We start from the raw sequence: 25,184 nt of genomic DNA on the forward strand, positions 1-25,184 counted from the left end.
ACCTGTTAAAATAATTATATATGTCTACATTTAAGCTCCAAACTTCTTTTAAGCCCAAAGGTGACCAGCCAAAAGCCATTAAACAGCTTGTAGAGGGTATAAAGAGAGGGCATAAACATCAGGTTTTGCTGGGTGTGACAGGCTCTGGAAAAACTTTCACCATTGCCAACGTAATTGAAAAAATCAACATGCCCACCCTCGTAATTGCTCACAACAAAACCCTCGCTGCTCAACTATACGGTGAGTTAAAGGAGCTTTTTCCCGATAATGCCGTTGAATACTATGTAAGCTACTACGACTATTACCAGCCTGAAGCATACATACCAGAGACAGATACTTATATTGAAAAGGATGCTCTAATCAATGATGATATTGACAGAATGAGACATTCGGCAACCCTCTCTGTCCTTACAAGAAAGGATGTAATAGTAGTTGCCTCTGTCTCATGTATTTACGGAATTGGCTCGCCTGATGATTACCTCTCAATGCACGTTACCATTGAAGAGGGCATGAGAACCGACAGAGATGCCATGCTTCGCAAACTTGTTGAGATACTCTACACAAGAGCAGAAGATGAATTCAAAAGAGGAATGTTTCGTGTAAGGGGAGATGTGGTTGACATATTTGCATCTCACTGCCTTGACAGGGCATACAGGATAGAGTTTTTTGATGATGAGATTGACGGCATTTACGAAATAGACCCTTTGACAGGAGGTAGAATAAGAAGACTCACAAGAATTTTTATCCCTCCCAACAGCCATTGGGTAACTCCCGAACCGAGACTTAAAAAAGCTCTGGAAAGTATCGAAGAGGAGCTTGAAGAGAGAATAAAGTATTTCAAAGACAGGGGAGAAGAGGCATTCGCCGAAAGAATTGAAAAAAGAACCCGTTTTGACATGGAGCTTTTAAGTCAGTTTGGACACTGCCACGGCATTGAAAACTACTCAAGACACCTAAGTGGTAGACTTCCCGGCGAGCCTCCATTTACGCTAATAGACTATATATACGCAGGCCCATCTAAAGGAGATTTTCTAACAGTTATTGATGAAAGCCACGTTACAGTGCCGCAGATAGGTGGAATGTATGAAGGAGACCGTTCACGGAAAAGAACACTTGTCGAGTACGGATTCAGGCTTCCCTCAGCCCTTGACAACAGACCACTTAAATTTAATGAATTTGAACATCGAATGAATTATGTTATATATGTTTCAGCCACTCCAGGAGACTATGAGATTGAAAAGTCTAAGAGAAGAGTGGTTGAGCAAATAATAAGGCCAACAGGGCTTGTAGACCCAAAGATAGAGGTTCGTTCTGCTTCAACGCAGGTTGAAGACCTCTTAGATGAAATCCAGAGTAGAGTTGCAAAAGGTGAAAGAGTCTTAGTAACGACGCTTACAAAAAAAATGGCAGAAGACCTGACAGACTATTACACATCCCTGGGCATTAAGGCAAAATATCTTCATTCTGACATTGACACCCTTGAAAGAATTGAGATACTAAGGGATTTAAGGCTTGGAAAATTCGATGTTCTCATAGGTGTTAATCTTCTTAGGGAAGGGCTTGATTTGCCAGAGGTTTCTCTTGTTGCCATATTTGATGCTGACAAGGAGGGTTTTCTTCGTTCCGAGAGGTCTCTAATTCAGACAGCAGGAAGGGCATCAAGAAATATAAACGGCACAGTAATTTTCTATGCAGATACTATTACCGAATCAATGCAAAAGGCCATTGATGAGACAGAGAGAAGGCGTAAGATTCAGATGGAATACAACAGAAAAAATCGTATTTCTCCGGAGACTGTAAAGAGTAAGATTAAGGATATACTTGCTTCGATATACGAAAGAGATTACGTAGAACTGTATGAGGTAAAAGAAGAAACTTTGGAATACGAGCTATCAGAAGAGGCTATTAAGAAATTGGAGCTTGAAATGAAAAGGGCTGCGGAGAATCTTGAGTTTGAAAGAGCTGCAGAGCTTAGAGACAGGTTGTTCAGAATCAAAGAAAAGCTTCTTAAGGTTGGAATGAAAGCTTAGTTTATCTTTATAGATGCCATTTCCTTTATCCCTTCAATAATTTTAGGACTAAGCCTGTAAATCCTCTCGCTTATGTAAAATACATTGCCTCTTCTAACAGCATCGGTATCCTTAAGCTTTACGATAAGTTTTTCGCTTCTTGCTCTGTGTCCGTAGCCTATGAATATGATATCCGGATTTAATTTGATTATCTCTTCCATATTTAAAGACGACGATTTAGAGAGATTAACTATTCCCAGAAATTTCATCACATCACTTATGTGAGATTTCTCTCCTGCAAGAACTATTGGCTCAGGCCATATGAAAAAGAGAGCTTTTTTACCTTTGAAATCTCTCTTTATAGCTTTTAATTCTTCTTTGAAATCTTTGAGCAATTTTTCAGCCTCTTTTTCTTTTCCGACAACTCGAGCCAGCCTTTTGACTTCATAGAAGAAATCTTCCAGACTCGTCGGAGCATACACATGAACATTCAGCCCAAGAGATATTAGTTTCTCGTATACTTCTTTCGGGGTTACTTCCTTTGAAATTATCACAAGGTCTGGCTTTAAGGAAAGTATTATCTCGTATGAAGGATTAACCATTCCGCCTACCTTTACTTTTTCTTTTGTCTGTTCTGGCCAGTTGCAGTAGTTCGAAACTCCTACCAGCTTGTCAAAGGCTTTTAAATAATAAAGAGTTTCTGTAACGCTTGGTGCTAAGGAGACAATTCTTTTAGGCTCTGCAAAAGCTGAGAGGGATGAAAATATAATCATTAAAAGAGCTACTATTAGCCTCATTTTATCCTTAATTCTCTTCCTGCAATCATAAAATAGGCTTCATCAGAGATTTCCATAAGCCTCTGATTAAAAATTCCAGTTATGTTTAAAAATTTTCTTCCAAGAAAGGTCTCAGGGATAACTCCCATTCCAACCTCATTTGTTACTATAAAAATATGAATTTGATTAATTTTTCTGAATTTAGAGAGTAGACTCAAAAATATTTCTGTCTCAAATTCGATATTCCTTTCTTCAACAATTAGATTTGTAATCCATGTTGTCATGCAGTCTACAACCACCGACGAGTTCTCCGAGATTTCTCTAAAGGCACAGGTTAAATCTAACGGTTCTTCGATTGTTATCCATTTTTCACCTCTTTCCTCTTTATGCTTTTTAATTTTCTCTATCATTTCTTCGTCGATTGCTTTGGCTGTTGCAATGTAGTAGTAATTTCTTTTATTCAAAACCAGAGCAGACCTTAGGGCAAAGTTGGTTTTACCACTTTTTATACCGCCAATAATGAGGGTTATCATTTAGAGCCTCCTATAACCCTCTGCAACTCTTCGAAGAATATAGAATTTTCTTTTCGAGCTTTGACTGAAACCCTAATAAAATATTCATTAAGTCCATAAAAATTTGAGCAGTTTCTAACGAGAATTCCCTTTTTTATCAAACGTGTGTGTATATCTGTTCTTGAAAATTTGAGCAAATAAAAGTTGACCTCGGAAGGAAAATATTCTAAAGCTAAATTTCTCATTGATAATTGAAAAAATTCTTTCTCTTTTTCAAAAAATTCAAGGCTTGTTAGCCTAAAACTCTCATCTCCAATAATCTCCTCCGCAATCCACTGGGCAAAGCTGTTAGTGTTCCACGGTTGCTGGTTTTCTCTAAGTTTATTAATCAGTTTTATGTTGCCTGCTGCATAGCCAAATCTTAAACCTGCCATTCCATAAAACTTGGTAAGTGAACGTAGAACAAGAGTATTTTGCATTAAGATTGCTTCACTGAGAACGCTTTCTTGAGGCATAAAATCAATGAAAGCTTCATCTATTATGAAGAGTGTATTCGTGAAATTCTTTATGAGCCATAAAATTTTATCCTTCCCAATCAACCATCCTGTTGGATTGTTAGGATTACAGAGGAAAACCATATCATAATGGGAAGTTTTCAAGTTTTTAAATGTCTTATCTAAGAGTTCTTCTGCTTTCAAAGAAAAAACTCTACTTATGTTGCTAATTCTATTCACTCTGCAGGCTCTTTCATACTCTATGAAAGTTGGCTCAAGTATTAACACAGAACTGGGGTTGAAAGACGCTACGGCAAGGTAGATTAGTTCAGTAGAGCCGTTTCCGCAGATTGTTGACGAATATGGAATGCCATGCAATTCTTCAAGAATTTTTCTAAACTTTCTCGCCTCTGTATCAGGATATCTGTTAAGGAGAGCAAATTTTTCATTCATCTTTTGACTTATTTTTTCGGGTAAAGGTAAAGGGTTAATAGAAGCACTCATGTCAATTATATGTTCAGGTGTTGTTTTTAAAATTTCTGCATAACTGTATATATCGCCACCATGCATTAGATAAGTCTCCTTATAAGAATAGACAAAAGTAAAAAAATCAAACTACCTAAAAGGATTATTGTTTTTGCCTTTTCAATTTGTTCTGAATTTGTCTCATTTAAGTCAACTCCAATATAGGGTTTTTGGACAAGAACTCCGCCGTAGTAGTTCGGTCCACCCATCCTGACTCCGAGAGCTCCTGCCATTGCTGCCTCTGGTATGCCACTGTTTGGACTTGTGTGCTTCCCTCCATCTCTGAGCATAGTAGTAAAGGTTCTTCGACTGCATTGAAAACCTAAAACCAGTGCAGAGCTTACTACTATTAAAAAGCCTGTTATTCTTGCAGGAATATAATTAAAAAGGTCATCCATTTTAGCTGAACACCAACCAAAATTTATGTATCTATCATTTTTATAGCCTACCATAGAGTCAAGGGTGTTAACTGTTTTGTAAAGAACAAGCAGAGGGAGGCCTCCTAACGAAAAATAAAAAAGAGGAGCTATCACTGCATCAGACATATTTTCTGAAAGACTTTCAAGGATTGCCAGTCTTACTTTTTCCTCGCTTAGATTTTCTGTATCTCTTCCAACAAGTGCTTTTAAAGATTGTCTTGCCTCTACAATATTTCCTTCCTCAAGCTGACTATTGATTTTGTTTGCTTCCTTTAGTAAACCTCTTAAGGCTATAAAAAAACTTGCTATAATTATTAAGGTTAACTCTGCTATTAAACTTCCTGCTTTGAAAAATTCTTGAGTCCAAAAAATAATGTTTAAAAACAAAAGAGTAAATAGAAACGTAATACTGCAAATGCCAATAAATAGAAAAACGCCACCTTTTTTATTGCTAAGTCCAACTTTTCTTAAATAGAACTCTCCTTTTGCTATGAGAAAACCTATTAATGATATGGGATGATATCTGCGAGGGTCTCCAAAAATTAAGTCAATTAAAAAGGCTCCGACAACTACATATTCTTCAACAAAGAAGAAATTCATAACTCTAAAATCTCCTCAATATGTTTCATTTCAACATTTTTTTCTACTAAATCGGCAAGCTTTTCTATGGAGCTTTCTTTTAATCTTTTCCAGGAAAAAGTAAAATCTATGGGATTAAGGCCTTTCTTTATTCGATGCCTGTTTATTAGCCATCTTCTGAAACTGTCATTCTCAAATAAGCCGTGAATATATGTTCCCCATATATTATTTTTTATCATGCCTTCCTGTATAATTTTTCCATACGAAAGCCTTTTTATCTTAAAGAGATTCATATCACCAAAGCTTTCTCCCATGTGAATCTCGTAGCCTTTGATTTTTATTGATGATTTCTCAATTAAAGACCCTTCTACTTGGGTAAGAATCTTTTCAGGCTGAAAAATTGTCTCAACAGAAAGAAATCCCAATCCACGAGTTTCTGTTTTCGAGCTTTCAATCTGATGTCTGTCAATAATTCTATCTCCGAGCATCTGAAATCCTCCGCAAATGCCTATAATTTCTTTGTCTTTTTTAGCTAAATTTTTTATGAAAGCTCCCAATCCGATTGATTTAATATACTGAAGGTCTTCGATTGTTCTTTTTGAGCCGGGAATTATTATTATATCAGCCTCCTTTAATTCATCCTCATTCAAGGAATACGCAAGTTCCACATCGGGTTCAAATTTTAAAGGGTCAAAATCGCTGAAATTTGATATATATTTAAGGGGAATAACTACTATCTTTATTTTTTCTTTTTTTATTTGCCTCCTTTTAGGTTTTGAATAAGCAAAAGGAAATCCATCTTCATCGGAAATTGCCAGATTGTCAATATAGGGAATTACTCCAAGACATTTAATACTAAGTAAAGATTCAAGCTTATCAATACCTGGTTGTAATATATCTCTGTAACCTCTAAACTTGTTTATTAAAAATCCTCTGAAAAAGCTTTTTTTGCTATTGAGGATTTTTACAGTGCCGTAGAGGCTTGCAAAAACTCCTCCTCTCTCAATATCTCCCACAAGCAGCACAGGAGATTTGAGATATTCAGCCACTGCCATATTTGCCATATCTTGTTCAAGAATATTTATTTCTGCCGGGCTTCCTGCACCTTCTATGATGAGCAGTTCATATTTCCTTTGCATGTTATTAAGAGAACTAACTACAGTATCCCAAAGCACTTCTCTTTTCTTTTTGAAGGGCTTTATTACTCCTCTGTATTTTCCACGAACAATTAAGTGAAAACCCTTTTTGCCAGAAGGCTTTAGAAGAATAGGATTCATGTGTATTTCTGGTTCAATAAGGGCAGCCTCTGCCTGGACTGCCTGGGCTATTGCAATTTCACCGCCTTCACGGGTTACGTAACTTTGTAGACTTATATTCTGTGCTTTAAAAGGAGCTACATTTATTCCTTTTCTGCTAAAAATTCTACATAAAGCTGTAACAATCAGGCTCTTTCCAGAACCAGAGCATGTTCCCTGTATCGTTAAAGACTTAGCCATACTTTGTTCTCCAGCAAAAATGCTAAAAGCAGAAGAATCTCCGAAAGCTCTATGATTGCTCCCAGATTGTCTCCTGTTAAACCACTGAAAACTCTCTCAAAGCTTCTTTTAATAAGCATGATAATTCCGTAAATTGTAATAATTGCTACGAGTAAAAAGAGATTTTTATAAATCAGCAAAAAATAAATAACTAAAGTAAGGGGTAGTAGCGTGGCAATCAAAAGGTTTTTCCTGCTGATTTTACCTAAAAATATTGCTCCAAGGCCAGTAGTAGACGCCGGCTTGCCAAAATACATCACCGTAATTATAAACCACCTTGAAAGGCTAAAAATGGCAATTAATGCAAAAAAATCCCTATATTCAACTATCTCTCTTAAAAGGAAGAATTTAAGAAGAATTGAGACAACTACTGCCGTGACTCCACCTACACCTGTAGTGCTATCTTTCATTATCTCAAGTCTTTTTCTTAAATCTCTCTCATAATCTCCACTTCCTTTGTAAAAAAGGGCATCAAAGGTATCTGCTAAACCATCAACATGAAAAATTCCTCTTATACAGAATAAAGCTGTTATTAAAAATGCGGAAACAAAAAAAGACGAAAAAAACAGCCCCGTATATTTTGCCATTGTTGCAAGAAAAACTCCCTCGACAAATCCAACAAAGGGAAAAAAAATAACAGAATTTCGCAATTCCTTTTCACCATAGCCTTTTGTCTTTAAGGGAAAGATTGTGAGAAAAGAAAGGGCTATAAAAAAACCCTTTAACATATTTTTTCACCAGAAACACCAGCTTCTTCAAAAGTTGCCATTTCTCTGTATATCTTTAATCCTGCCTCTATTATAGTCATTGCAAGAACAGCACCTGTTCCCTCTCCAAGTCTAAGATTCAAGTCTAAAATAGGTTCTAATCCCATAAAATTTAATGCTTTTTTATGTCCTCTTTCCACAGAGTTATGGGAGGCAAAAATGTAGTCTCTTACATAAGGATTGATTGCATAGGCAATAAGGGCAGCGGCAGTGGAGATAAAACCGTCTATTACTACAGGAATTCTTAATTGACCACAACCAAGCACAACTCCTGCCATCGCTCCAATCTCAGGACCTCCAACTTTTGCAAGCACATCAATCGGATTAGCAGGGTCGGGCTTATTTATCTCTATTGCTTTTTTTATTACATCAATCTTTCTTGCAAGCCTTGCTTCGTCTATTCCAGAGCCTTTTCCTGCAATTTCCTCTACTGCCGAAGCTGTTAATACACTTATTATTGCTGCCGATGGCGTTGTATTGCCTATACCCATCTCTCCTGTGGCCAATAGATTGTAGCCTTTTGAATGAAAATCTTTTGCCATATCTATGCCAATTTGAAGGCTTCTGTAAGCCTCATCTTTTGTCATGGCAGATTCTTTTGCCATGTTCTTTGTGCCTTTTACAATTTTTTTTGATATCAATCCTGGAAGATTTCCAAATTCATAATCAACTCCTACGTCAACTACCACAACTTCTGCTCCAGCATGTCTTGCAAGGACGTTTATGCCTGCACCACCTCTAAGAAAATTAAAAACCATCTGTGCCGTAACTTCTTTGGGATAGGCAGACACTCCTTCTTGTGTTACTCCATGGTCTGAAGCAAACACGAAAACAGCCTTTTTGCTAATCGACGGCATGGGATTTTCATAAATCGCAACAAGCTTTGCCGCAATTTCTTCAAGCTTTCCAAGACTTCCGGGAGGTTTTGTAAGGCCGTTGAGTCTTTTCCATGCTAAATCAAGAAACTCTTTTTTAATAGGCTCAATCTTAATCTCAAAGTTCATAGCTTCAACTCCAGAAAATATTTTTTATCTCTAACTATCTTTTTTCCAACTTTGAATTTAACTTTTCTCTTAAATATGGGACCGTCAAATACGAATGTATGATACTCTCCCTTTTCTCCGCAGAGGTCTACCTCTTTTAATGCCTTCAAATCTTTGATAAAATTCTCATCAATCTCTCGACCAAGCCATTCTTCTCCTAAAAATTCACAGTTCAATGAACAAACAATAGCTTTAAAACCCGAGCTAATAAATTCCTTTAGAAGTTTTTCTCGGCTTTCATTCCATAATGGTAGAATCGGATTTATATCAAGTTCTCCACATACTCTCTCCACCCATTCCCTGTGTTCCTGAAGGTCAATATCTCCAAAAACTCCAGCCATTATACCTTCTTTTTTCATTTCTCTTACAGCGCTTTTAAATTCATTTTCATAACTCTCCCAGGAAGTATTTCTCTGAAAAATTGGAATTCCTAACGCATCAGCTTGACTTTTTAAGAGTTCCGAACTAATTCCATGAGAACGGGATACCCTTCCATCCTCTGATAGCATATTCAACAGATAGCTAACTCTAAATTTACCCCTTTTGATTGTGCGATAGAGGGAAAGACAGCTGTCTTTCCCTCCGCTCCATGAACAAAAGGCTTTTAGAATATCCATTTCATACTCCCTGTAAATGTTCTTCTCGGCATAGGATAATACTGCACATACTCATATGCCCTATCAAAGAGATTTTCAATGGATGCTGTAATTTCAAGGTTTTTAATCGGCCTATATGAAGCCTTAAGATTAAAGACTGTAAAGTCACCTTTTGTTACAACTTTTCCATTTCCTGACGGAGACCAGTCTATAACCTTTTCATCGCCCATATAGTTTCCAATAAGTCTTAAATCCCAGTTTTCTTGGCCTGTCTTCACACCGAAAGCTCCTGTCCACTTAGGAATATACGTTAAAGTTTTACCATATTTACTTATCTCTGTTTCATCTTTACTCAAATATCTTGTGTGATAAGTAAAATTAGCAAAGGGCTCCAAAAGAAATTTTGTTCCTAAGAATTGGCTTAACTCATAGGAAAACTCACTTTCAAATCCCTGAATAGTTGCTCCATCAATATTTTTATAGGTATAGGCATTTAAGATTGCATCTTCATATCTGAGAATTTTGTTTTTGAATTTTGAATGGAAAAAGGTAATTTCACTTTTTAAAGACTCTTCCGTATATGAAATCCCAATTTCATAGGAAGCGCTTTTTTCTGGCTTTAATTGGGAGTTTCCAAAATATCTTTTCCCTCCAGAGATGAAATCAGAAGCAAGCTCTTCTGGCGAAGGAACTCTAAATGCCGTACCAGCATTAGTTTTTATATGCAAATTCTCTGTGATTTTATATAAAAGCCCTCCTCTGAAAGTGAAGTTATCAAGGTTTTCCTCTCTTGGCTTTAGATTTTTTATCCCCTCTGTTGATAGTATTTTGTTCTCAAAATAATCATATCTTAATCCAGCATGAATTATTAGTTTTTTCTCTAAGAGACTCAATCTGCCTTCTGTAAACAAGCCATAACTATCATACTGTGAATTTGGATTATACGGAGAACCTGTGTTTCTTGAGCTTTTGATATTTATTCTATCCCATTGTCCGCCGATTAAAATTCTGTGCTCATTAATTGGTAAAATTTTTAGGATACTTAAGCCTTGAGTTTTTGTTTTGGTAATTGATATCTCTCCAGGAGTTTCCCACTTGCCTGTTTGAGAACCTTCATAGTTTTCTCTTCTGTCATTATTGAAATAATAATTTGCATTAAAATTTTCTGTTTTATAGTTGATTTCAATTCTGTTTCTTTCAATTTCCTTTTTATCATCTATATCTGGTTCATACCTTGCTCCTGGTGAGCCTATGTTCCATCCTTTCCAGTGTTGAAATCCCAATGATATGTGATGATTTTTTAAGAAGTTGTATCCAAATCTTGCTGATAAGAATTCCTCATCATATCCTGTATTTTCAATTTTTCCATAATATTTTGCTGAATAGTCATCAATTGATGAACGGCTTGCTGATAGATAAAAGTCAAAGGGCTCTTTTTTAATTTTTAGCTCTGCCACGGGCTTTATAAATCCCCAAGAGCCTGCATCTATTCCAACGCTGCCGTTAATACCTTCATTATTAGCCTTTTTCGTTATTATGTTTATAACTCCTCCCATTGCAGAGGAACCGTATAAAACAGAGGCAGGTCCTTTAACAATTTCTATTCTTTCAATATCATCTGTAGGAATTGTTGCAAAGTTTACAGTCCCAGTTCTGTTTCCATTAATCAAAATCAAAACCCTACTTTTAATGTCATCAAAGAGGTCTGTGTTGAATCCTCTGAGTCCAATTCTGCTTGTAGATAACCCAGGATATTTATGCACGTGTCCTAATGCTGACTCGGCTATTAAATCTCCTGCATTCTTAGCGACAGATGTTTTTATGTCTCTTTCTGTAATAATTCGAACAGAGTAAGGCAGGTCAGATTTAGTCTCTTCAATTCTCGTTGCGGTTACAACAATCTCATCGAGTTTTGTCTCCTGTGCTGAAGCATTACTCGAAAATAGGAAAGAAATAAGGAAGAAAATGGCAAAAGGCAATTTTTTCCCTCCCTCGAGGAATTGGAAAGCCAAAGGCTTCCCGTTGGACAGGTCTTCCGGCTTTGGGCTCAAACTCCTACTTGCCCGCCTTCCCAGAGACTATCTCCAGTGGCTTTTTGGGCTTTCGTTCCCAACACGGCTGCGGGGCAGCGGAGGATTCACACCTCTCTTCCCTTGCTCCAACCAGTAAAAGTATACCAGAGGCTTTCAAAATATTTCAAAATACCCCTTGACATTTCAGTTTAGTAAAAATATACTTTAATTAAAATAATTTCATAGGAATAAATTAATGGAAAAAATAATTAAAAGCTGTGATGTTCATCTATTCAATGTCCGTGACGAATACTTTCTTTATGATGTGGAAGGAAACAAGCTTTTTTCCTTATCAAAAGATGCTTATGAGATAGCAAGAAAAATAATAAAAGGAGAAAGGATAGATGAAAATTTTTCAATAAGATACATTAAAGCTGAGAGGGAATTAAAGAAAGTAATTGATGAAATAGAACCATTAACAGAGGAAGAGGCAGAAAATAGGAGAAAAATTCTTGAACAGACAGAGCATAAACTTACAGGTTTATGGCTTGGTGTTGCTCACAGTTGTAATTTAGGTTGTGCTTATTGTTTTGCAAATAGTCCGAGATACCTGCAGACTCATAAAACTTTAATGTCTGAAGATATAGCTTTCAGAGGAATTGAATTTATGCTTAATCAATCTCCTGACGATAAAGAGTATGACCTTATCTTCTTCGGCGGTGAACCCCTCCTTAGATTTGACCTCATCAGGAAAATTATTGAGCATACATCAGAGCTTTCGAAATCTGACAAAAAGTTTTATTACTCCATAACGACTAATGGAACACTTTTGACTAAAGATGTATTCGACTATCTCAAAGACAACAATGTTTCAATTATGTTAAGTATTGACGGTACAGAAGAACTACACAATAAAAACAGACCTTACAAAGATGGTAGACCCTCCTGGCAAGATATTATAAATAACATATCTAAAATTCCAGATATAGGATATTACATAATGGCACGAGTTACTGTAACATCCACCAAGCCAACATTGCTCGATATTTTCAATAATATGAGGTCCTTAGGGTTTATAGATGTGGCTTTGGTAGAGATTTGTCCAAACTCAGGAGAGATGCCTGTTTTGCCATCCGAGTTAATTCCAACCCTTAAAAGCCAATATTTAGAACTGGCTGAATACTTAATTGAAGCGGAGACTGACCCCTATCACAATGGCCTAAAATGTCTATCTGTAAACATGCAGGCTCTAAGAGAGAGAAAGCGTTCCTTCTATTGTTGTTCAACAGGAATAAGCTCTCTGTATCTCACTCCTGATGGTGATTTTTACCCATGTATGAGGCTCATTACAGAAAAGGGAGAGAACATAATGGGAAATCTTGAAATTGGAGTAGATAGAGAAAAAATCAAAAGTTTCATTCAAAACAATATATTCAACAAAAAGTGTATTCAATGCTGGGCGAGGTATATTTGTGGAGGAGGTTGCTATGGAGACTCTTTCGCTTATGGAGGAAATATCAGAAGTGTAATTGAGAATTACTGCATAATGAACAGATTTAAAATAGAAGTTGCCGCTTATATTCTCAAAAAACTTAATGATAAGAATCGATTACCAGAAAAAGACAAAAAAGTAAGGCTAAAATCATTCGGTATGTATCTAAATAAATTTTTCTCTAAACGTCCTGTTTTACAGGACAAAATCTTACAAAGGAAAGGTGGTGAAAAGACATGAAAGAAGACCGTCGTTCTTTTCTTAAGAAAATGGGTTTTATGGCATTAGGAGTTTTTGCCTCTATGTTTGCAGTAGGCTCTAAGAAGGATGTAAATCTTCTGAGTATTGTTGAAGAGGTTCACGCTCAAGACCCAGAGAACATGCCTGACAGATGTCGCTCTGGAACGAGGGGATTGACAAGGTGCCGTAATCACTGGGGTCGCTGCGAGGGTGAGTGGCATGCATGTAGTGGTCATCAAAGCGGAGGTAGAGGTTCTGGCTGTCCTAAGAAAGTCCAGTGTAAGGACCATAATTTCAAGAAAGGTCCAACAGATTAAGGCTTTTGGCCTGAGTTTTATGGAGGGAGACTTTTTCTCCCTCCATAAAAATTATTAGTTTTAATTAAAAACTTTCACAACTATGAAAGAGAAAAGCATTGTTATAAAAATATTCTCTTTGTTTTTAACTCTTATTTTTGCTCTTTCAAATTTTTCCTGCGCTGTTAATCCTGTTACTGGTAAACAACAATTAATGTTCTTCTCTGAAGAGGGAGAGTTAGAGCTTGGGAAAAACTACTTTCCAAGCGCCATATGGGGTTCTGAGGGAGGAGGAGGAGAATACAAGGATGAAAAATTAAGAGCATACCTTGATGGTATTGTACAGAAGCTTCATAAAAATTCCCATCGACCCCATCTACCCTGTAAGTTTTATATACAGAATAGTTCTATACCAAATGCTTGGGCATTACCTGGATATGTGGCAATAACAAGAGGGCTTCTTGCAGAACTGGACAATGAGGCAGAGTTTGCCTTTGTGATGGGACATGAAATAGGACACGTCTCAGCAAGGCATTCAGCCGCTCACATGAGTAGCTATGTTTTAATGCAGGTTGGACTGGCTATTTTAGGTTTATCCCTACAGGGCAAAGAATATAGTGACCTAATTCTTGGCATTGGCGTAATTGGAGGTAGTCTTTTGCTTCTTAAGTATAGCAGAGATGATGAGTTAGAGGCTGATAGATTAGGTGTGCTATATATGAGCAAAATCGGTTATGACCCAAAATATGCAATCAGTGCTCACAAAACGCTCGAGAGGGCAGTAAGGGATTATAGAGTATCTCTTGGTAAAGATGCGGAAGACGATACATTCTTAGGTGATTTGTTATCTACTCATCCTCGAACAAGAGTGAGAATAGAAGAGATTGAAAAGTTAATTGCTGAGTCAGAAATTCAACCAGTTAAAGTGGATAAGGCTAACAGAACAAAGTTTCAATCTATGGTAGCAGATTTAAAAAGAGTTAATCAGATATATAGAAACTACTACGATAAGGCAGTGAATGAGTTTAAAAAGGGAAATTTGGCAGAAGCAGAGCAGCTTTTGAAAATTGCAATTCAGAAGGAAAAAAATCAGCCGTCCTTTTATGCGCTCTATGGTTTTATTAACTACAGAAATAAAAATTATCAGGAGGCTGAAAGGTATTTCCGATATACTCTAAATCTTCAGCAAGATTATCAACCTGCCTTGCGAGGCTTGGGAATGATTAGTTACAGAAAGAATAATTATTTTGAAAGTATAGGTAGGCTTAAAAAAGCTCTTTCTTTATTTCCAGAGGACATAAATTCGATGTATTATCTCGGAATGAGTTACTATAATCTTGATAATTGTGCAGAAGCAATTGACTATCTTAAAAAATTTTCTGAAGCAAGAACAAATCATCAATCAGTAAATGGTTATCTCGGTGTGTGCTATGAAAAAACAGGTGATTTAAATTTGGCTTATGAAGCTTACAAAAGACAGATTGAAATAAACAGTAAAAATGAGATTGGTAAATACGCTTTGCAGAGGACAAATGAGCTTAAAAAATTGATTAACAAAGAAAATGAAAAGCAGAAAAAGAAAAAATAACTTACTTTAAACTCTGATTTATTATTTTCTTTAGATGTTCTTCAATTTTGAACTGAAGATTTAATTGATTACCTTCAAGTTCTCTTAATTGTATTAAACTCCGTGGTGATAATTTTATCTGAATCTTATTGCAAATATAATTTATACAGAAAACATCTCTTGCTATAAGACAGCAGCCATTTGAGTTGAGAAAAAAGCAACCCCTTTTTATCTTTCGTTCTGTTGGTAATTCAGCGCCCAGAATGAGATTTAGCATTAGTAGTTCTAAAGAGTATTTCTCTTCTATTCCACTACCACAACAGGGAATTCCGTTTTTACCGCAGTCCTGGCAGATTTCAACCATTCCAGATTTAAATCTTTCTTCATCGGCCTTTCTGATAATTTTTAGAAGTTCCTCTACTAAAAATTGTATTTCGTCAAGGACATCAAGGTTTCTAATTATGTAAAAATTTTCCTTGGCTTTTTTTATTTTATCCTTTATGTGATTATCAATCATTTGATTAGCTTAGTTTGATTAATCTTTAGGATTGTCTTGGTTTTCTTTTATTTGATTTATGATTTTAAGAACACCTTCTTTAAGTTTACTGTATTCTTCTCCTGCATACTTCAAGAAAAACTCATAATGTTTAAGCGCTTCAATTTTATTGCCCATTCTGTAGTAAGATACGGCAAGATTGTAATGAGTTTCTGCGTTAGAGGTATCAAATTCAAGGGCTTTTAATAGATACTCTATTGCCTTTTCATACTGACTATCGTTTAGATGTATAAGACCGATGTTGGCGTAGGGTAGGGCAAAAGAGCTATTTAATTCGATTGCTTTGTTAAATTTGTTTAAAGCTTCTTGGATTTCATCCAGATAGAATAAAGCAAGACCGTAATTATTATAAAGTTCAGGAGATTCATATCCCTCACTTATGAGTTCTTCATAGATTTTACAAGCTTCCGGAAACTCTCTGTATCTAACCAGAATATTTGCCTCTTCAAGCCTGTCTTCAAAGTTATTTTGATTTTCCATAGAGTGAATTATATCAAAGTTACTGAGGTTTTGTATACATATACCAGGGCTTTTCAGAGGGTTTTTCTATACCACAAAGCTTTGATACGGCATCAACAATCTGATTTGCATTAAATGGTCTTATGATTACATTATCGACAAGTTTATTCTGAATTAGATTTAACACTTCTTGTTTTGGCGTATCAGCGGAGATAATTAACAGAATTTTTATTTTTGTTTTTTCTCTAACTTTCTGTAAAAATGGAACTGTGCTTTCTCCATCAATTTTAGAATCGATTATTAAAACTGAAAAGTCTGCATTTGTCTCGAAAATTTTCTCTAACTGATATAAATGGTCGACATACTGTTCTGAGGTTATCGTTAAGTCTTTTAGTGCCCAGTTTATCGCATTTGCTATATCCTTTTGAACACAGATTATAATCTTTTTTTTCATGTTTTTTTCTCCTCTAAGACTTTACTCAAAAAAAGCAAAGCTTTTTTGATACCTTCGGTTTTCAAAACTTCACTAAACTTTGATATGTTTATTATATAATAACTATCCCTCTTCTTTACAGTTACTAAAAAACTCTGCAATAAACCGTTCTCCGATAGTAAAACCTCTATTGCGAAGTCTTCGTTTCTTCTCCAAGCTGAAAAAATTTTTATGTATAAGTTATTTTCTATCTTAAATTCCCTATTGATTAGACTTTCAATATTAATATTTTCTGAAGAGATTCTTAATGGATACAATTCTTTTACCTCCTTTATTTGCCTTATCTTAAGAGGAAAGGGATCTTTGTTTTTGGTCAGTATTAAATCCCAGATGGATTTGCCTATTGAAAGCCATTTTTTTTCGTATTTTGTGATTGGTTCTTTAATAACAGGTTTAATTACTTCTGAGTCAAAAGCTCCTGTTTTTTCACATTCCTTCAACGTATAGTCTACAAGCATATAATCATCTGTTCTTAATCTGATAGTGCCTCCGTGAATAAGCTTTTTAGCATAAATGTGGAGGTTTTCAGTTGAGGTAAGTCTCTTATTTTCATGTGACTTCTTTGGCCATGGGTCAGGATAATTCATTATTATCTCTTTTACGCTACAATCTTCAAAAAGTAACTGAAAAGCCCAGTAAGCATCTATCTTAGTGCAGTATATATTTTTAATGCCATCTTTTTTACATTTATTCAGAAGTTTGTTTACAGGTATCCAAGATTTTTCTATTCCAAAAAATACTTCATCTTTGCGTTCTTTGGCAAGACTAACTATGTAATCTCCTCCGCCGAAGCCAATTTCTACGGTAAAATTTTTTAAATTTAGAGGTTTTTCAACTTTTCGATAGTCTATGTAATTAAACATAAAAAACCTTCAGACTATCTTTTTAATTTCAATGCCACCTCGGCAAGTCTTTTTCCGAAGGCTTTGCATAGGTTTATTTCATTTTCGTCTATCTCTCTTTTATTTTCAGCTTCTGCAACATGACCCGGACCATATGGAGACCCTCCACCTTTTGTTAAATATAAATCTGGCACAGAATAGGGTATTCCAACAATTATACATCCTAAGTGAAGTAATACGGTCATGAAAGTAAGAATTGTAGATTCTTGTCCTCCGTGAAGAGTGCCTGTTGATACAAAAACTCCTGCTGGTTTTCCTTCAAAAACTCTTTGCATCCACAGAGGTCCGAACTGGTCGACCACATTTTTAAGCTGTGCCGAGACATTACCGAACCTTGTTGGTGTTCCAAAAGCATAACCATCAGCATTTTTAAAGTCTTCAAGAGTGACAAGGGGTATATCTTTTTGCATATCAATGCCTGCCTGAATATCTGGTCTTGATGCAATTAGTTGCTCTGGAAGTAACTCGGGACATCTTCTGATGATAGGTTCTCCTCCTGCTTCGATTACTCCTTCTGCGACATATTTTGCCATCTTATAGGTATTACCAAAAGTGCTGTAGTAAACAATCAAAATTTTCATCTTTTTCACCTCGTTTTTATTTCTTATAACTAACAAATTATAACAAAAAAAACAGCTAATATTGCCATAAAATAAAGTAATGACTAACTCTGGTGATATTATTGATATAATTAAATGTAAATGAATTCGCTGAACGATAAAATCTCCTCTCTTGCAAAAGTCGAAAAAGAGGCTGAGAATCTTGTAGTTTTTTCAGAAGCTTCACAGATTAGAGAGATTGTAAGATTAATCATTTTACAAGGAGCAAGATTTATCCATCTTACAGCCATTGATTTTTCAGAACAGCGCCAGAAAATTCAGCTAAATTACTTTTTTTTACTTCTCAAAGAGAGGATAAACATTATTTTAAAAACAGAATTAGATTCAGCCTCACCCTCAGTGTCCTCTATTTCAGATATTATACCCGGAGCAATTTGGGCTGAAAGAGAGTGTATGGACCTTTTTGGAGTGAACTTTTTAGGGCATCCTGACCCACGACGACTTGTTTTGCCTGATGATTGGCCAGAAGATCTTTATCCTCTCAGAAAAAATTTCTCCTATGATTTTAAGCCTCCCGTTAAATCGGAAGCTTCTGTAGAACTAAAAAAACCTGGGGAAGGGAGGACAGTAATTCCTTTGGGGCCTTTTTATCCATCTCTGGAAGAGCCTGCTTATTTCAGACTTATTGTTGATGGAGAAGAGATTGTAGATTTTGATTACAGAGGTTTTTATGTGCACAGGGGAATTGAAAAATTAGCCGAGAGTGTTCTGAATTATCAACAGATTCCTTTTCTTGCCGAGAGAATATGTGGTATATGTGGATTTGTCCACTCAACTGCCTATTGTCAGGCTGTTGAAAGGGCAGGAAAAATTGATGTCCCCGAAAGAGCAAAATTTATAAGAACCATCTTTTTAGAACTTGAGAGGATACATAGTCATCTTTTGTGGGCGGGACTGGCAGCCCATATTGTTGGCTTTGATACTTTATTTATGCAGGCATGGAGAATTCGTGAACCTGTCATGCAACTATGTGAGATGATAACAGGAAACAGAAAAACCTACGGAATTAACATAGTTGGCGGTGTAACAATCGATATACTTCCTCAGCAAATGAAAGACATGGAAGGAGTTATAAATCAGATTGAAAAGGAAGTGAGAGAGTTAAGAGAAATAATACTAAATGACGAAGTTATTCAACTTAGGTTTCAGAAAGTAGGAGCTTTGCCAGAGGAAGAAGCTAAAAACTTTTATGTCGGCGGACCTGTTGCAAGAGCCTCGGGAGTAGAAATTGATATCCGATTAAACTTTCCTTATGCTGCCTACTCTGAAATAGGATTTAGAATGCCCATAAGAAAAGAGGGAGATGTTTGGGCAAGAACAATAGTGAGGCTTGAGGAGATACTCATATCTATAGGTATTTTAAGGGAGACAGTCAAAAAAATACCTGAAGGTCCTACTTTTATAAAGTTTACAAAGATAGAGCCATGGCAAGAGGGAATATCATATGTAGAGGCTCCGAGAGGTCAGCTTTTCCACTATGTAATGACTGGTCCAGATGGCAAACCTTACAGATGGAGCGTAAGAGCACCTTCCTATCAGAATTACCAAGCTCTTTCGGTTTTACTAAAGGGAGGTTCCATTGCCGATGCACCTCTTATCATTGCCAGCATTGACCCTTGTTTTTCCTGCACAGAGAGATTTGAAACGGTAGACATAAAAAGCAAGATATTTAGGACTTATACGGCAGAGGAATTAAGAAAATGCTTAAAAGCAAAATAAAAGCTCTTCTTTTATCATCAAGGCATAAAAAAATAACAAGACCCTATCCTTTTGTGCCTGTAAAACCACCGGAAAATTTAAGGGGAAAATTGCAAATACTTAAAAATAAATGTATCGGATGTGGCAACTGTGTGAGAACTTGTCCTTCAAGGCTTATAAAAATTGAAAATACAAGTGATGAGAGAATTGTTAAATTCTCTTCAGGCAGATGTATATACTGTGGAAGATGTGCTTCCTCCTGTCCAGAGAGAGCCATTCAGATTACCCATGAATTTGAGCTTGCCACAGAGAATAAGGAAGATTTAGAGATAGAAGTAAGGCTAAAGATGTTTAAATGTCTACAGTGTGGAAAGCCCTTTATTGTTGAAAATATGCTTACAAGACAAATTGAGAAGTTATCGGACAAAAGTGAAGAACAGATAAGGAAGCTTATGACTTGCAGTGAGTGCAAAAGAAAAATGCAACAAAGGGGCGATTGAGTGATGGATAATCTATCTTTTATACTTTTAACGCCTCTTGTGGGTGCTTTTTTATCACTCTTCTTTAGAGGGAGAAAATCAGGTGTATTCGCAAGCTCCTTTGCATTTATTACACTTTGCTTTTGTATCATGAGTATATTATCTCCTCAAACAGTTTATTATAAGATTTTATTTTTCAACTGGTTCAAAGTAAGTTTAATTTTTGGTTTGATGAACGATTATCTAACTTCAATAATGCTTATCTTGATAACTCTAATAGGCTTTCTTGTAATTCTATATTCATTAGGTTATATGTCTCCAGAAAATGCTGACCATCCTTTTTACAGCCCCTACGGAAGTTATTACTTTCTCATGCTTCTGTTTATTGGTGCAATGGCTGGTATAGTTATGTCAACTAATTTTTTGCAAATATTTTTCTTCTGGGAGATAACTACCCTTTGTTCATGGGCATTGATTTCGTATACAAAAGAAAAGAAAGCCCTTTTCTCCGGAATGAAGGCCTTTATCATGACACATATTGGCGGTTTGTGTTTTTTGATAGCTCTTACTATAATGTATGTTGAAACTAAATCGTTTGATTTTCGAGTTTTTGATAATCTTGCAGAGACTTCAAAATTAGTTGTTCTTTTACTTTTATTTTTTGCAGCTTCTGCGAAGTCTGCTCAATTTCCACTTTTTACATGGCTTCCTGATGCAATGGTTGCTCCGACACCTGTAAGTGCTTATCTGCATGCTGCTGCCATGGTAAAGGCAGGCGTGTATCTTATAGCAAGAATTTATATTTCCTCTCCAAACTTAACAGAAAGTTTTGCCTTTATTACGGCAACAGTTGCTGTAATTACAATGATGTTATCGGTAGTTCTTTACTATTTTCAAGATGACCTAAAGAAGCTTCTTGCTTACTCTACCATAGGTCATCTGGGTTACATTCTCTTAGGAGTTTCCTTAGGTATTTTAGGGTCAAAAGTAGGTGGAATTGGTGGAATTTTCCACATAATCAATCATGGCTTTGCAAAGGGACTTCTTTTTCTCTCTGTAGGTGCCATTGCATATGCTACAGGAACCAAAAGTATAAGAGAACTCAGAGGATTAGGTAAAAATTTTCCATTACTTGCTCTTTGTTTTATAGTTGGAATGTTTGCTATTGTAGGCATTCCACCTTTTTCAGGCTTCTGGAGTAAGTTCATGATTTTTACAGGTGCCTTTGAACTAAAAAATAACTATACCGCATTTTTAGGTGTTTTATCTGTCTTAGAAAGCGTTCTTTCATTTTGTTGGTATATATTTATAGGCCACAAAGTTTTCTTTGGAACTCCTTCTGATAAAGTTTTATTAGCTAACACTGAAATTCCTATGACAATGGGAGTAAGTTTAATATTGCTTTTGATTTTCTGTTTATTGTCTCCCCTTATAGGCTTCCCTTTTGTCAAAGCTCTTTATGGAGGTGTATGAATGGATGATTTTTATTATCTATACGCCTCTTTGGGATTTTTATTATTGGGGGCGATTTTGTCTATATTTATTAATAGAAAATCATTAGCTGGTTTCGTAAGTCTCATAATGAACTTTCTTTTTTCAATAGGGCTTTTAAATTTTTCCATAAATTGTTTGATGAATAATAACCAATTGGAAAAAAATCTATTTTCCATTAAGCCTCTTTTAAATTCATCTCTATCCATTTTAGTTGATTCTCTCTCAGCTGTTTTTCTTATAGTCATAGCGATTGTCTCTCTTTGTGTCACCATGTTTTCATGGAAATATTTAGAAGTCTATAAAGCTCATTCTCCAAGAAGATTTTATCCTTTTTTAATGCTCCTTTTTTTCTCCAGCGTTGGAGTTGTAATAGTGAAAGATTTGTTCTTTTTCATCCTTTTCTGGGAAGTGATGACTCTAAGTTCATGGTTTCTTGTAATTTTTGAAGGAGAGAAAAGAGAAGCACTAAGAGGGGGACTACAGTATTTTATAGCAACTCATATTGCCACAGCTTTTTTAATATTATCTGCTGTAATTTTATACTCTTATAGCAATGATTTTAATTTTACAGCAATAAGTAAGTCCCTGAGTGATATATTAAAAGGCAATTTTTTACTCAGTCACTTTATATTATTCTCCTTGTCTTTGGCTTTTTTGACAAAAGCGGGCGTTCTTCCTTTTGGTTTCTGGTTACCTAATGCATATCCTCAACCGCCATCTTCTGCATCTTCTTTCTTTGGAGGAGTGATGTCAAAATTGGCAGTCTATGCCCTTCTTAGATTTTTCCTATCAGTTATTCCACTTTCTCCATATACACAATCGTGGGGATTTATAATTGCAACGGCTGGAGTTTTCTCAATTTTTATTGGAACAATCGCTGCCTTAACTCAGGATGAAGCTAAGAGATTAATGTCTTTTCATGCCATAGGACAGGTTGGCTATATGTTGCTTGGAATAGGTGCAGGACTTTATTTCATGAGCTTGAACCAATTTGTTGGAATAACAGCTCTTACAGGTGGCTTGTTGCATCTTTTAAATAATTCCATGTATAAAAGCCTGCTTTTTCTAAATGCAGGTTCAATTTATTACAAAACAGGAACAACAGACCTTGATAGAATTTCAGGTTTAATTAGGGTAATGCCTCTTACTACAATGACGGCATTAGTTGGTTCTCTTTCAATAGCAGGTGTGCCTCCATTCAATGGTTTTGTCTCAAAGTTGATTATTTTTGAATCATCCATTGGAGCAGCAAAGGTAAGTGAAACTTTGCTTTTAATAAAGGGAGCTTTTATAGTTTTCGGTATAATTTCAGTTTTTATTTCAGCCATTACTCTTGCTTCCTTTCTTAAATTTTTCAACTCCTCTTTTATGGGAAAAATGAAATTAACATATGTTGAAAGAGGAAATGTTCACTGTAGTATGACACTTTCACAGATTATTCTTGCATTGATTTGTCTAATAACAGGTTTATTCCCCATTATATCTCTCAAATTAACTTATAATGCCATAACTTCTGCGGTCAATCTATCTTTGCCAAACTTTTCTGAAATATTTGTAACAAGTTTTTTTGGATTTGGTATTAATTTTTGTAAGAACTGTTCTGAAGGAGGGGTTTGGTTTCCTATATTCGTTATTTTCTCTGTTTTTATTCTTTCCTTATTAATCTTTTCATTTGAGAGATACGCTCAGGCACCCAAAAGAGAAGTGGAGACTTGGTATGGAGGCAAAGAACACTCTCCAGAGGAAGTCACTTACACAGGGCATAGTTTTTATCAACCATTTAAGGAAATGGTAAGCTTTAGGATTGGCAAGATTCAGTTTAAAGGTTTATATCCCGTAGGCTTGCCTTCTTTTAAATTATCTATGCCTTCGTGGATTAAAAAATTTTTAAATCCAGACGATTGGTTTTATTATCCTTTTGCCAATAAAGTCAGACTGGTATTTATCTCTATTGAACAGATATATGAAAAACTAAGTAAAAAATACATTGCATGGCTGGTGTTAGGAAGTATATTAGTTGGTGTTTTAGTGTTTCATTTATCGGGAGGAAAGCCATGAATTGGAGCTTGATTATTTTCTCCTCAATTATAAATATATCCGTAGTGCTTTTGCTGTCCCCTCTTTTCGATGGATTTACCAGAAAGATAAGAGCAATAATTCAAAGCAGGGTAGGACCTCCGCCACTTCAATCATACTACGATATTTTAAAACTAATGGGAAAGGAAGACTTAAAATCAACGATAAATCCACTTTTCAGATTTTCACCATATCTTTCAGTAATCAGTATTGCAATGGCCTCTCTTTTAGTGCCTATTGTGGGAGTAAATCCTCCTTTTAATTTCTGGGGGGACATATTTCTCTTTATCTATATAATAACTGTCGTGGGAATTGCCATAATCATAACAGCCTCGGCCTCAGAAAATCCTTTTGCCTATATCGGTGCATCTCGTAAAATGATGCTCCATCTTTCCGTTGAGCCAATACTTGCTATTGCCTTGATTACTGGAGCTATAAATGCAGACTCTTTTAAAATCGGAGACATTGTAAAATGGTATCATTTAAACGGTCCTAATGTTTCAATGCTTTTGGCAACAGTTTGCGTATTTCTATCCCTACAAGCACTTATTGGAAAAATTCCTTTTGATGTTTCAGAGGCAGAACAAGAGATAGCCGAAGGAGTGCTTATTGAATTAAGCGGTCCTAAGTATGCTTGTGTAAAATGGGCAAATATGTCAAAACAAGTACTTTTTTGTCTTGTTTTCTCCCAAATTTTTATCCCCTGGCCACTAACTGAGAATATTCTCTTAAATATTCTTATTGCCCTGTCTAAAGTTACTGTAATAATTTTCATAAGCACACTGATTGAAGCATTAAATCCAAGATTGAGAATTGACCAAGCACTTAAATACAATTTAACTCTTGCAGGATTTTCAATCACAGCTGTATTTTTAGCTCTTTTAGGAGTATGATATGGAGATAATATATATATCAATTTTATTCTTTACATTTCTTGCAGGTGAATCGAAGAACCTTAAATTTTCTTCCTACAGCCTAATACCTCATTCATTGTTAATTTCTATTTCAATATTTGTTCTTGCCTATCTGAACAATATATCTTCTCTTTATCTAATCGCTGTTTTAGACCTAATTGTGAGGGCCTTTTTAATGCCCTATCTTTTGATAGTTCTTCTCAGAAATAGATTAACAGAAGAAACAACACCTTCTATAATTCATCCTCTCTCAATAGCTCTTTCTATTGTTATTCTGTCTGTAGGTTATAAATCAATAAATGCTTTTCAGAGCTTAATTTTCCCAGACGTTCTTTCATGTTTTTCCACTGGAGTTATGCTTTTTGTTTATGGTATGTTTTTACTGCTTTCAAAAAAAGACATAATAAAAATGATAATCAGCTTTTTCGTAATAGAAAACGGAATTCATTTCCTCATGATAAGCATGATACCTCATATGCCTAAATTTATAGAATTAGCCCTCACTGTGAATTTTGTAATAGCCATATTTCTTTTTATTTATATTGCAAGAAAACTGAGCGAAATAGCGGTTTTAGAAGAGATTAAAAAGTTTAGAAATTCAAAGAGTATTTTAAAAATACAGGAGTGAGGT

The 25,184-nt window shown here is 35.6% G+C and carries 24 protein-coding genes and 1 riboswitch; of the genes, 10 read left to right on the forward strand and 14 right to left on the reverse strand.

Features of this window, described 5'->3' with window-relative positions; all coding sequences use genetic code 11:
* Window positions 1-20 precede the first annotated feature (20 nt).
* Complete coding sequence (gene uvrB, locus ACZ430_RS00195; RefSeq protein WP_297213399.1) at window positions 21-2,030, forward strand: excinuclease ABC subunit UvrB; 2,010 nt, start codon at window positions 21-23, stop codon at window positions 2,028-2,030.
* Here uvrB and ACZ430_RS00200 read toward each other — a convergent pair.
* The 9 genes from ACZ430_RS00200 to ACZ430_RS00240 are packed head-to-tail and all read right to left on the reverse strand — an operon-like array spanning window position 2,027 to window position 11,234.
* Window positions 2,027-2,806 (reverse strand): ABC transporter substrate-binding protein, encoded by a 780-nt coding sequence (locus ACZ430_RS00200; RefSeq protein ID WP_297213396.1) that lies wholly within the window; start codon window positions 2,804-2,806, stop codon window positions 2,027-2,029. The genes uvrB and ACZ430_RS00200 overlap by 4 nt on opposite strands.
* Window positions 2,803-3,318, reverse strand: a complete 516-nt coding sequence (gene cobU / locus ACZ430_RS00205; protein WP_297213392.1) for a bifunctional adenosylcobinamide kinase/adenosylcobinamide-phosphate guanylyltransferase — start codon at window positions 3,316-3,318, stop codon at window positions 2,803-2,805. The genes ACZ430_RS00200 and cobU overlap by 4 nt, the downstream gene beginning before the upstream one ends.
* Window positions 3,315-4,361, reverse strand: a complete 1,047-nt coding sequence (cobD, locus tag ACZ430_RS00210) for a threonine-phosphate decarboxylase CobD (RefSeq protein ID WP_297213389.1) — start codon at window positions 4,359-4,361, stop codon at window positions 3,315-3,317. Before cobD ends, cobU begins: the two co-directional genes overlap by 4 nt.
* Window positions 4,361-5,335 carry an adenosylcobinamide-phosphate synthase CbiB gene (cbiB, locus tag ACZ430_RS00215; protein WP_297213387.1) on the reverse strand — a complete coding sequence of 325 codons (975 nt, stop codon included), beginning with the start codon at window positions 5,333-5,335 and terminating at the stop codon, window positions 4,361-4,363. Before cbiB ends, cobD begins: the two co-directional genes overlap by 1 nt.
* Window positions 5,332-6,810, reverse strand: a complete 1,479-nt coding sequence (locus tag ACZ430_RS00220; RefSeq protein WP_297213384.1) for a cobyric acid synthase — start codon at window positions 6,808-6,810, stop codon at window positions 5,332-5,334. Before ACZ430_RS00220 ends, cbiB begins: the two co-directional genes overlap by 4 nt.
* Window positions 6,795-7,577 (reverse strand): adenosylcobinamide-GDP ribazoletransferase, encoded by a 783-nt coding sequence (gene cobS / locus ACZ430_RS00225; protein ID WP_297213381.1) that lies wholly within the window; start codon window positions 7,575-7,577, stop codon window positions 6,795-6,797. Before cobS ends, ACZ430_RS00220 begins: the two co-directional genes overlap by 16 nt.
* On the reverse strand, window positions 7,571-8,620 hold the full coding sequence (gene cobT, locus ACZ430_RS00230; RefSeq protein ID WP_297213378.1) for a nicotinate-nucleotide--dimethylbenzimidazole phosphoribosyltransferase: 1,050 nt from the start codon (window positions 8,618-8,620) through the stop codon (window positions 7,571-7,573). Before cobT ends, cobS begins: the two co-directional genes overlap by 7 nt.
* Complete coding sequence (locus ACZ430_RS00235) at window positions 8,617-9,276, reverse strand: Dph6-related ATP pyrophosphatase (protein WP_297213375.1); 660 nt, start codon at window positions 9,274-9,276, stop codon at window positions 8,617-8,619. The genes cobT and ACZ430_RS00235 overlap by 4 nt, the downstream gene beginning before the upstream one ends.
* On the reverse strand, window positions 9,264-11,234 hold the full coding sequence (locus tag ACZ430_RS00240) for a TonB-dependent receptor (RefSeq protein ID WP_297213373.1): 1,971 nt from the start codon (window positions 11,232-11,234) through the stop codon (window positions 9,264-9,266). Before ACZ430_RS00240 ends, ACZ430_RS00235 begins: the two co-directional genes overlap by 13 nt.
* A gap of 28 nt (window positions 11,235-11,262) precedes the next feature.
* Window positions 11,263-11,451, reverse strand: a riboswitch (cobalamin riboswitch).
* Window positions 11,452-11,523: 72 nt separating this feature from the next.
* On the opposite strand from ACZ430_RS00240, the gene ACZ430_RS00245 reads away from it, so the two are divergent.
* The 3 genes from ACZ430_RS00245 (at window position 11,524) to ACZ430_RS00255 (ending at window position 14,883) form a co-directional block, all read left to right on the forward strand.
* Window positions 11,524-12,999, forward strand: a complete 1,476-nt coding sequence (locus tag ACZ430_RS00245; protein ID WP_440871052.1) for a radical SAM protein — start codon at window positions 11,524-11,526, stop codon at window positions 12,997-12,999.
* Window positions 12,996-13,316 carry a hypothetical protein gene (locus tag ACZ430_RS00250; RefSeq protein WP_297211896.1) on the forward strand — a complete coding sequence of 107 codons (321 nt, stop codon included), beginning with the start codon at window positions 12,996-12,998 and terminating at the stop codon, window positions 13,314-13,316. The genes ACZ430_RS00245 and ACZ430_RS00250 overlap by 4 nt, the downstream gene beginning before the upstream one ends.
* Window positions 13,317-13,398: 82 nt before the next feature.
* Complete coding sequence (locus ACZ430_RS00255; RefSeq protein WP_297211895.1) at window positions 13,399-14,883, forward strand: M48 family metalloprotease; 1,485 nt, start codon at window positions 13,399-13,401, stop codon at window positions 14,881-14,883.
* Between the two features lies 1 nt (window position 14,884).
* Here the strand turns inward: ACZ430_RS00255 and ACZ430_RS00260 are convergent, their stop codons facing one another.
* The 5 genes from ACZ430_RS00260 to wrbA are packed head-to-tail and all read right to left on the reverse strand — an operon-like array spanning window position 14,885 to window position 17,853.
* Window positions 14,885-15,379: a hypothetical protein gene (locus ACZ430_RS00260; RefSeq protein ID WP_297211890.1), complete on the reverse strand. Its 495-nt coding sequence runs from the start codon at window positions 15,377-15,379 to the stop codon at window positions 14,885-14,887.
* Between the two features lie 18 nt (window positions 15,380-15,397).
* The gene (locus tag ACZ430_RS00265; protein ID WP_297211887.1) at window positions 15,398-15,898 is read right to left on the reverse strand and encodes a tetratricopeptide repeat protein; all 501 of its coding nucleotides are present in this window, start codon (window positions 15,896-15,898) and stop codon (window positions 15,398-15,400) included.
* Between the two features lie 19 nt (window positions 15,899-15,917).
* Window positions 15,918-16,331 carry a hypothetical protein gene (locus ACZ430_RS00270; RefSeq protein WP_297211884.1) on the reverse strand — a complete coding sequence of 138 codons (414 nt, stop codon included), beginning with the start codon at window positions 16,329-16,331 and terminating at the stop codon, window positions 15,918-15,920.
* Window positions 16,328-17,233: a tRNA (guanosine(46)-N7)-methyltransferase TrmB gene (trmB, locus tag ACZ430_RS00275; RefSeq protein WP_297211881.1), complete on the reverse strand. Its 906-nt coding sequence runs from the start codon at window positions 17,231-17,233 to the stop codon at window positions 16,328-16,330. The genes ACZ430_RS00270 and trmB overlap by 4 nt, the downstream gene beginning before the upstream one ends.
* A 14-nt stretch (window positions 17,234-17,247) precedes the next feature.
* Window positions 17,248-17,853 (reverse strand): NAD(P)H:quinone oxidoreductase, encoded by a 606-nt coding sequence (gene wrbA, locus ACZ430_RS00280; RefSeq protein WP_297211878.1) that lies wholly within the window; start codon window positions 17,851-17,853, stop codon window positions 17,248-17,250.
* 120 nt (window positions 17,854-17,973) lie between these two features.
* Between wrbA and ACZ430_RS00285 the strand changes: the two genes are divergently transcribed.
* The 6 genes from ACZ430_RS00285 to ACZ430_RS00310 all read left to right on the forward strand — a co-directional run bounded on the left by ACZ430_RS00285 (window position 17,974) and on the right by ACZ430_RS00310 (window position 25,181).
* On the forward strand, window positions 17,974-19,611 hold the full coding sequence (locus ACZ430_RS00285; protein ID WP_297211875.1) for a hydrogenase large subunit: 1,638 nt from the start codon (window positions 17,974-17,976) through the stop codon (window positions 19,609-19,611).
* Window positions 19,593-20,090 carry a 4Fe-4S dicluster domain-containing protein gene (locus tag ACZ430_RS00290; RefSeq protein ID WP_464910595.1) on the forward strand — a complete coding sequence of 166 codons (498 nt, stop codon included), beginning with the start codon at window positions 19,593-19,595 and terminating at the stop codon, window positions 20,088-20,090. The genes ACZ430_RS00285 and ACZ430_RS00290 overlap by 19 nt, the downstream gene beginning before the upstream one ends.
* Window positions 20,091-20,093: 3 nt before the next feature.
* A complete protein-coding gene (locus ACZ430_RS00295) occupies window positions 20,094-21,542 on the forward strand; it encodes a hydrogenase 4 subunit D (protein ID WP_297211869.1) in 1,449 nt (482 codons plus the stop codon).
* Window positions 21,543-21,716: 174 nt separating this feature from the next.
* Window positions 21,717-23,621, forward strand: a complete 1,905-nt coding sequence (locus ACZ430_RS00300) for a complex I subunit 5 family protein (protein ID WP_464910596.1) — start codon at window positions 21,717-21,719, stop codon at window positions 23,619-23,621.
* A complete protein-coding gene (locus tag ACZ430_RS00305) occupies window positions 23,618-24,532 on the forward strand; it encodes a respiratory chain complex I subunit 1 family protein (RefSeq protein ID WP_297211863.1) in 915 nt (304 codons plus the stop codon). Before ACZ430_RS00300 ends, ACZ430_RS00305 begins: the two co-directional genes overlap by 4 nt.
* Before the next feature lies 1 nt (window position 24,533).
* Window positions 24,534-25,181, forward strand: a complete 648-nt coding sequence (locus ACZ430_RS00310) for a hypothetical protein (RefSeq protein WP_297211860.1) — start codon at window positions 24,534-24,536, stop codon at window positions 25,179-25,181.
* The last annotated feature ends 3 nt before the right edge of the window (window positions 25,182-25,184 follow it).

The sequence above is a fragment of the Thermodesulfovibrio sp. TK500a genome, assembly GCF_055381765.1.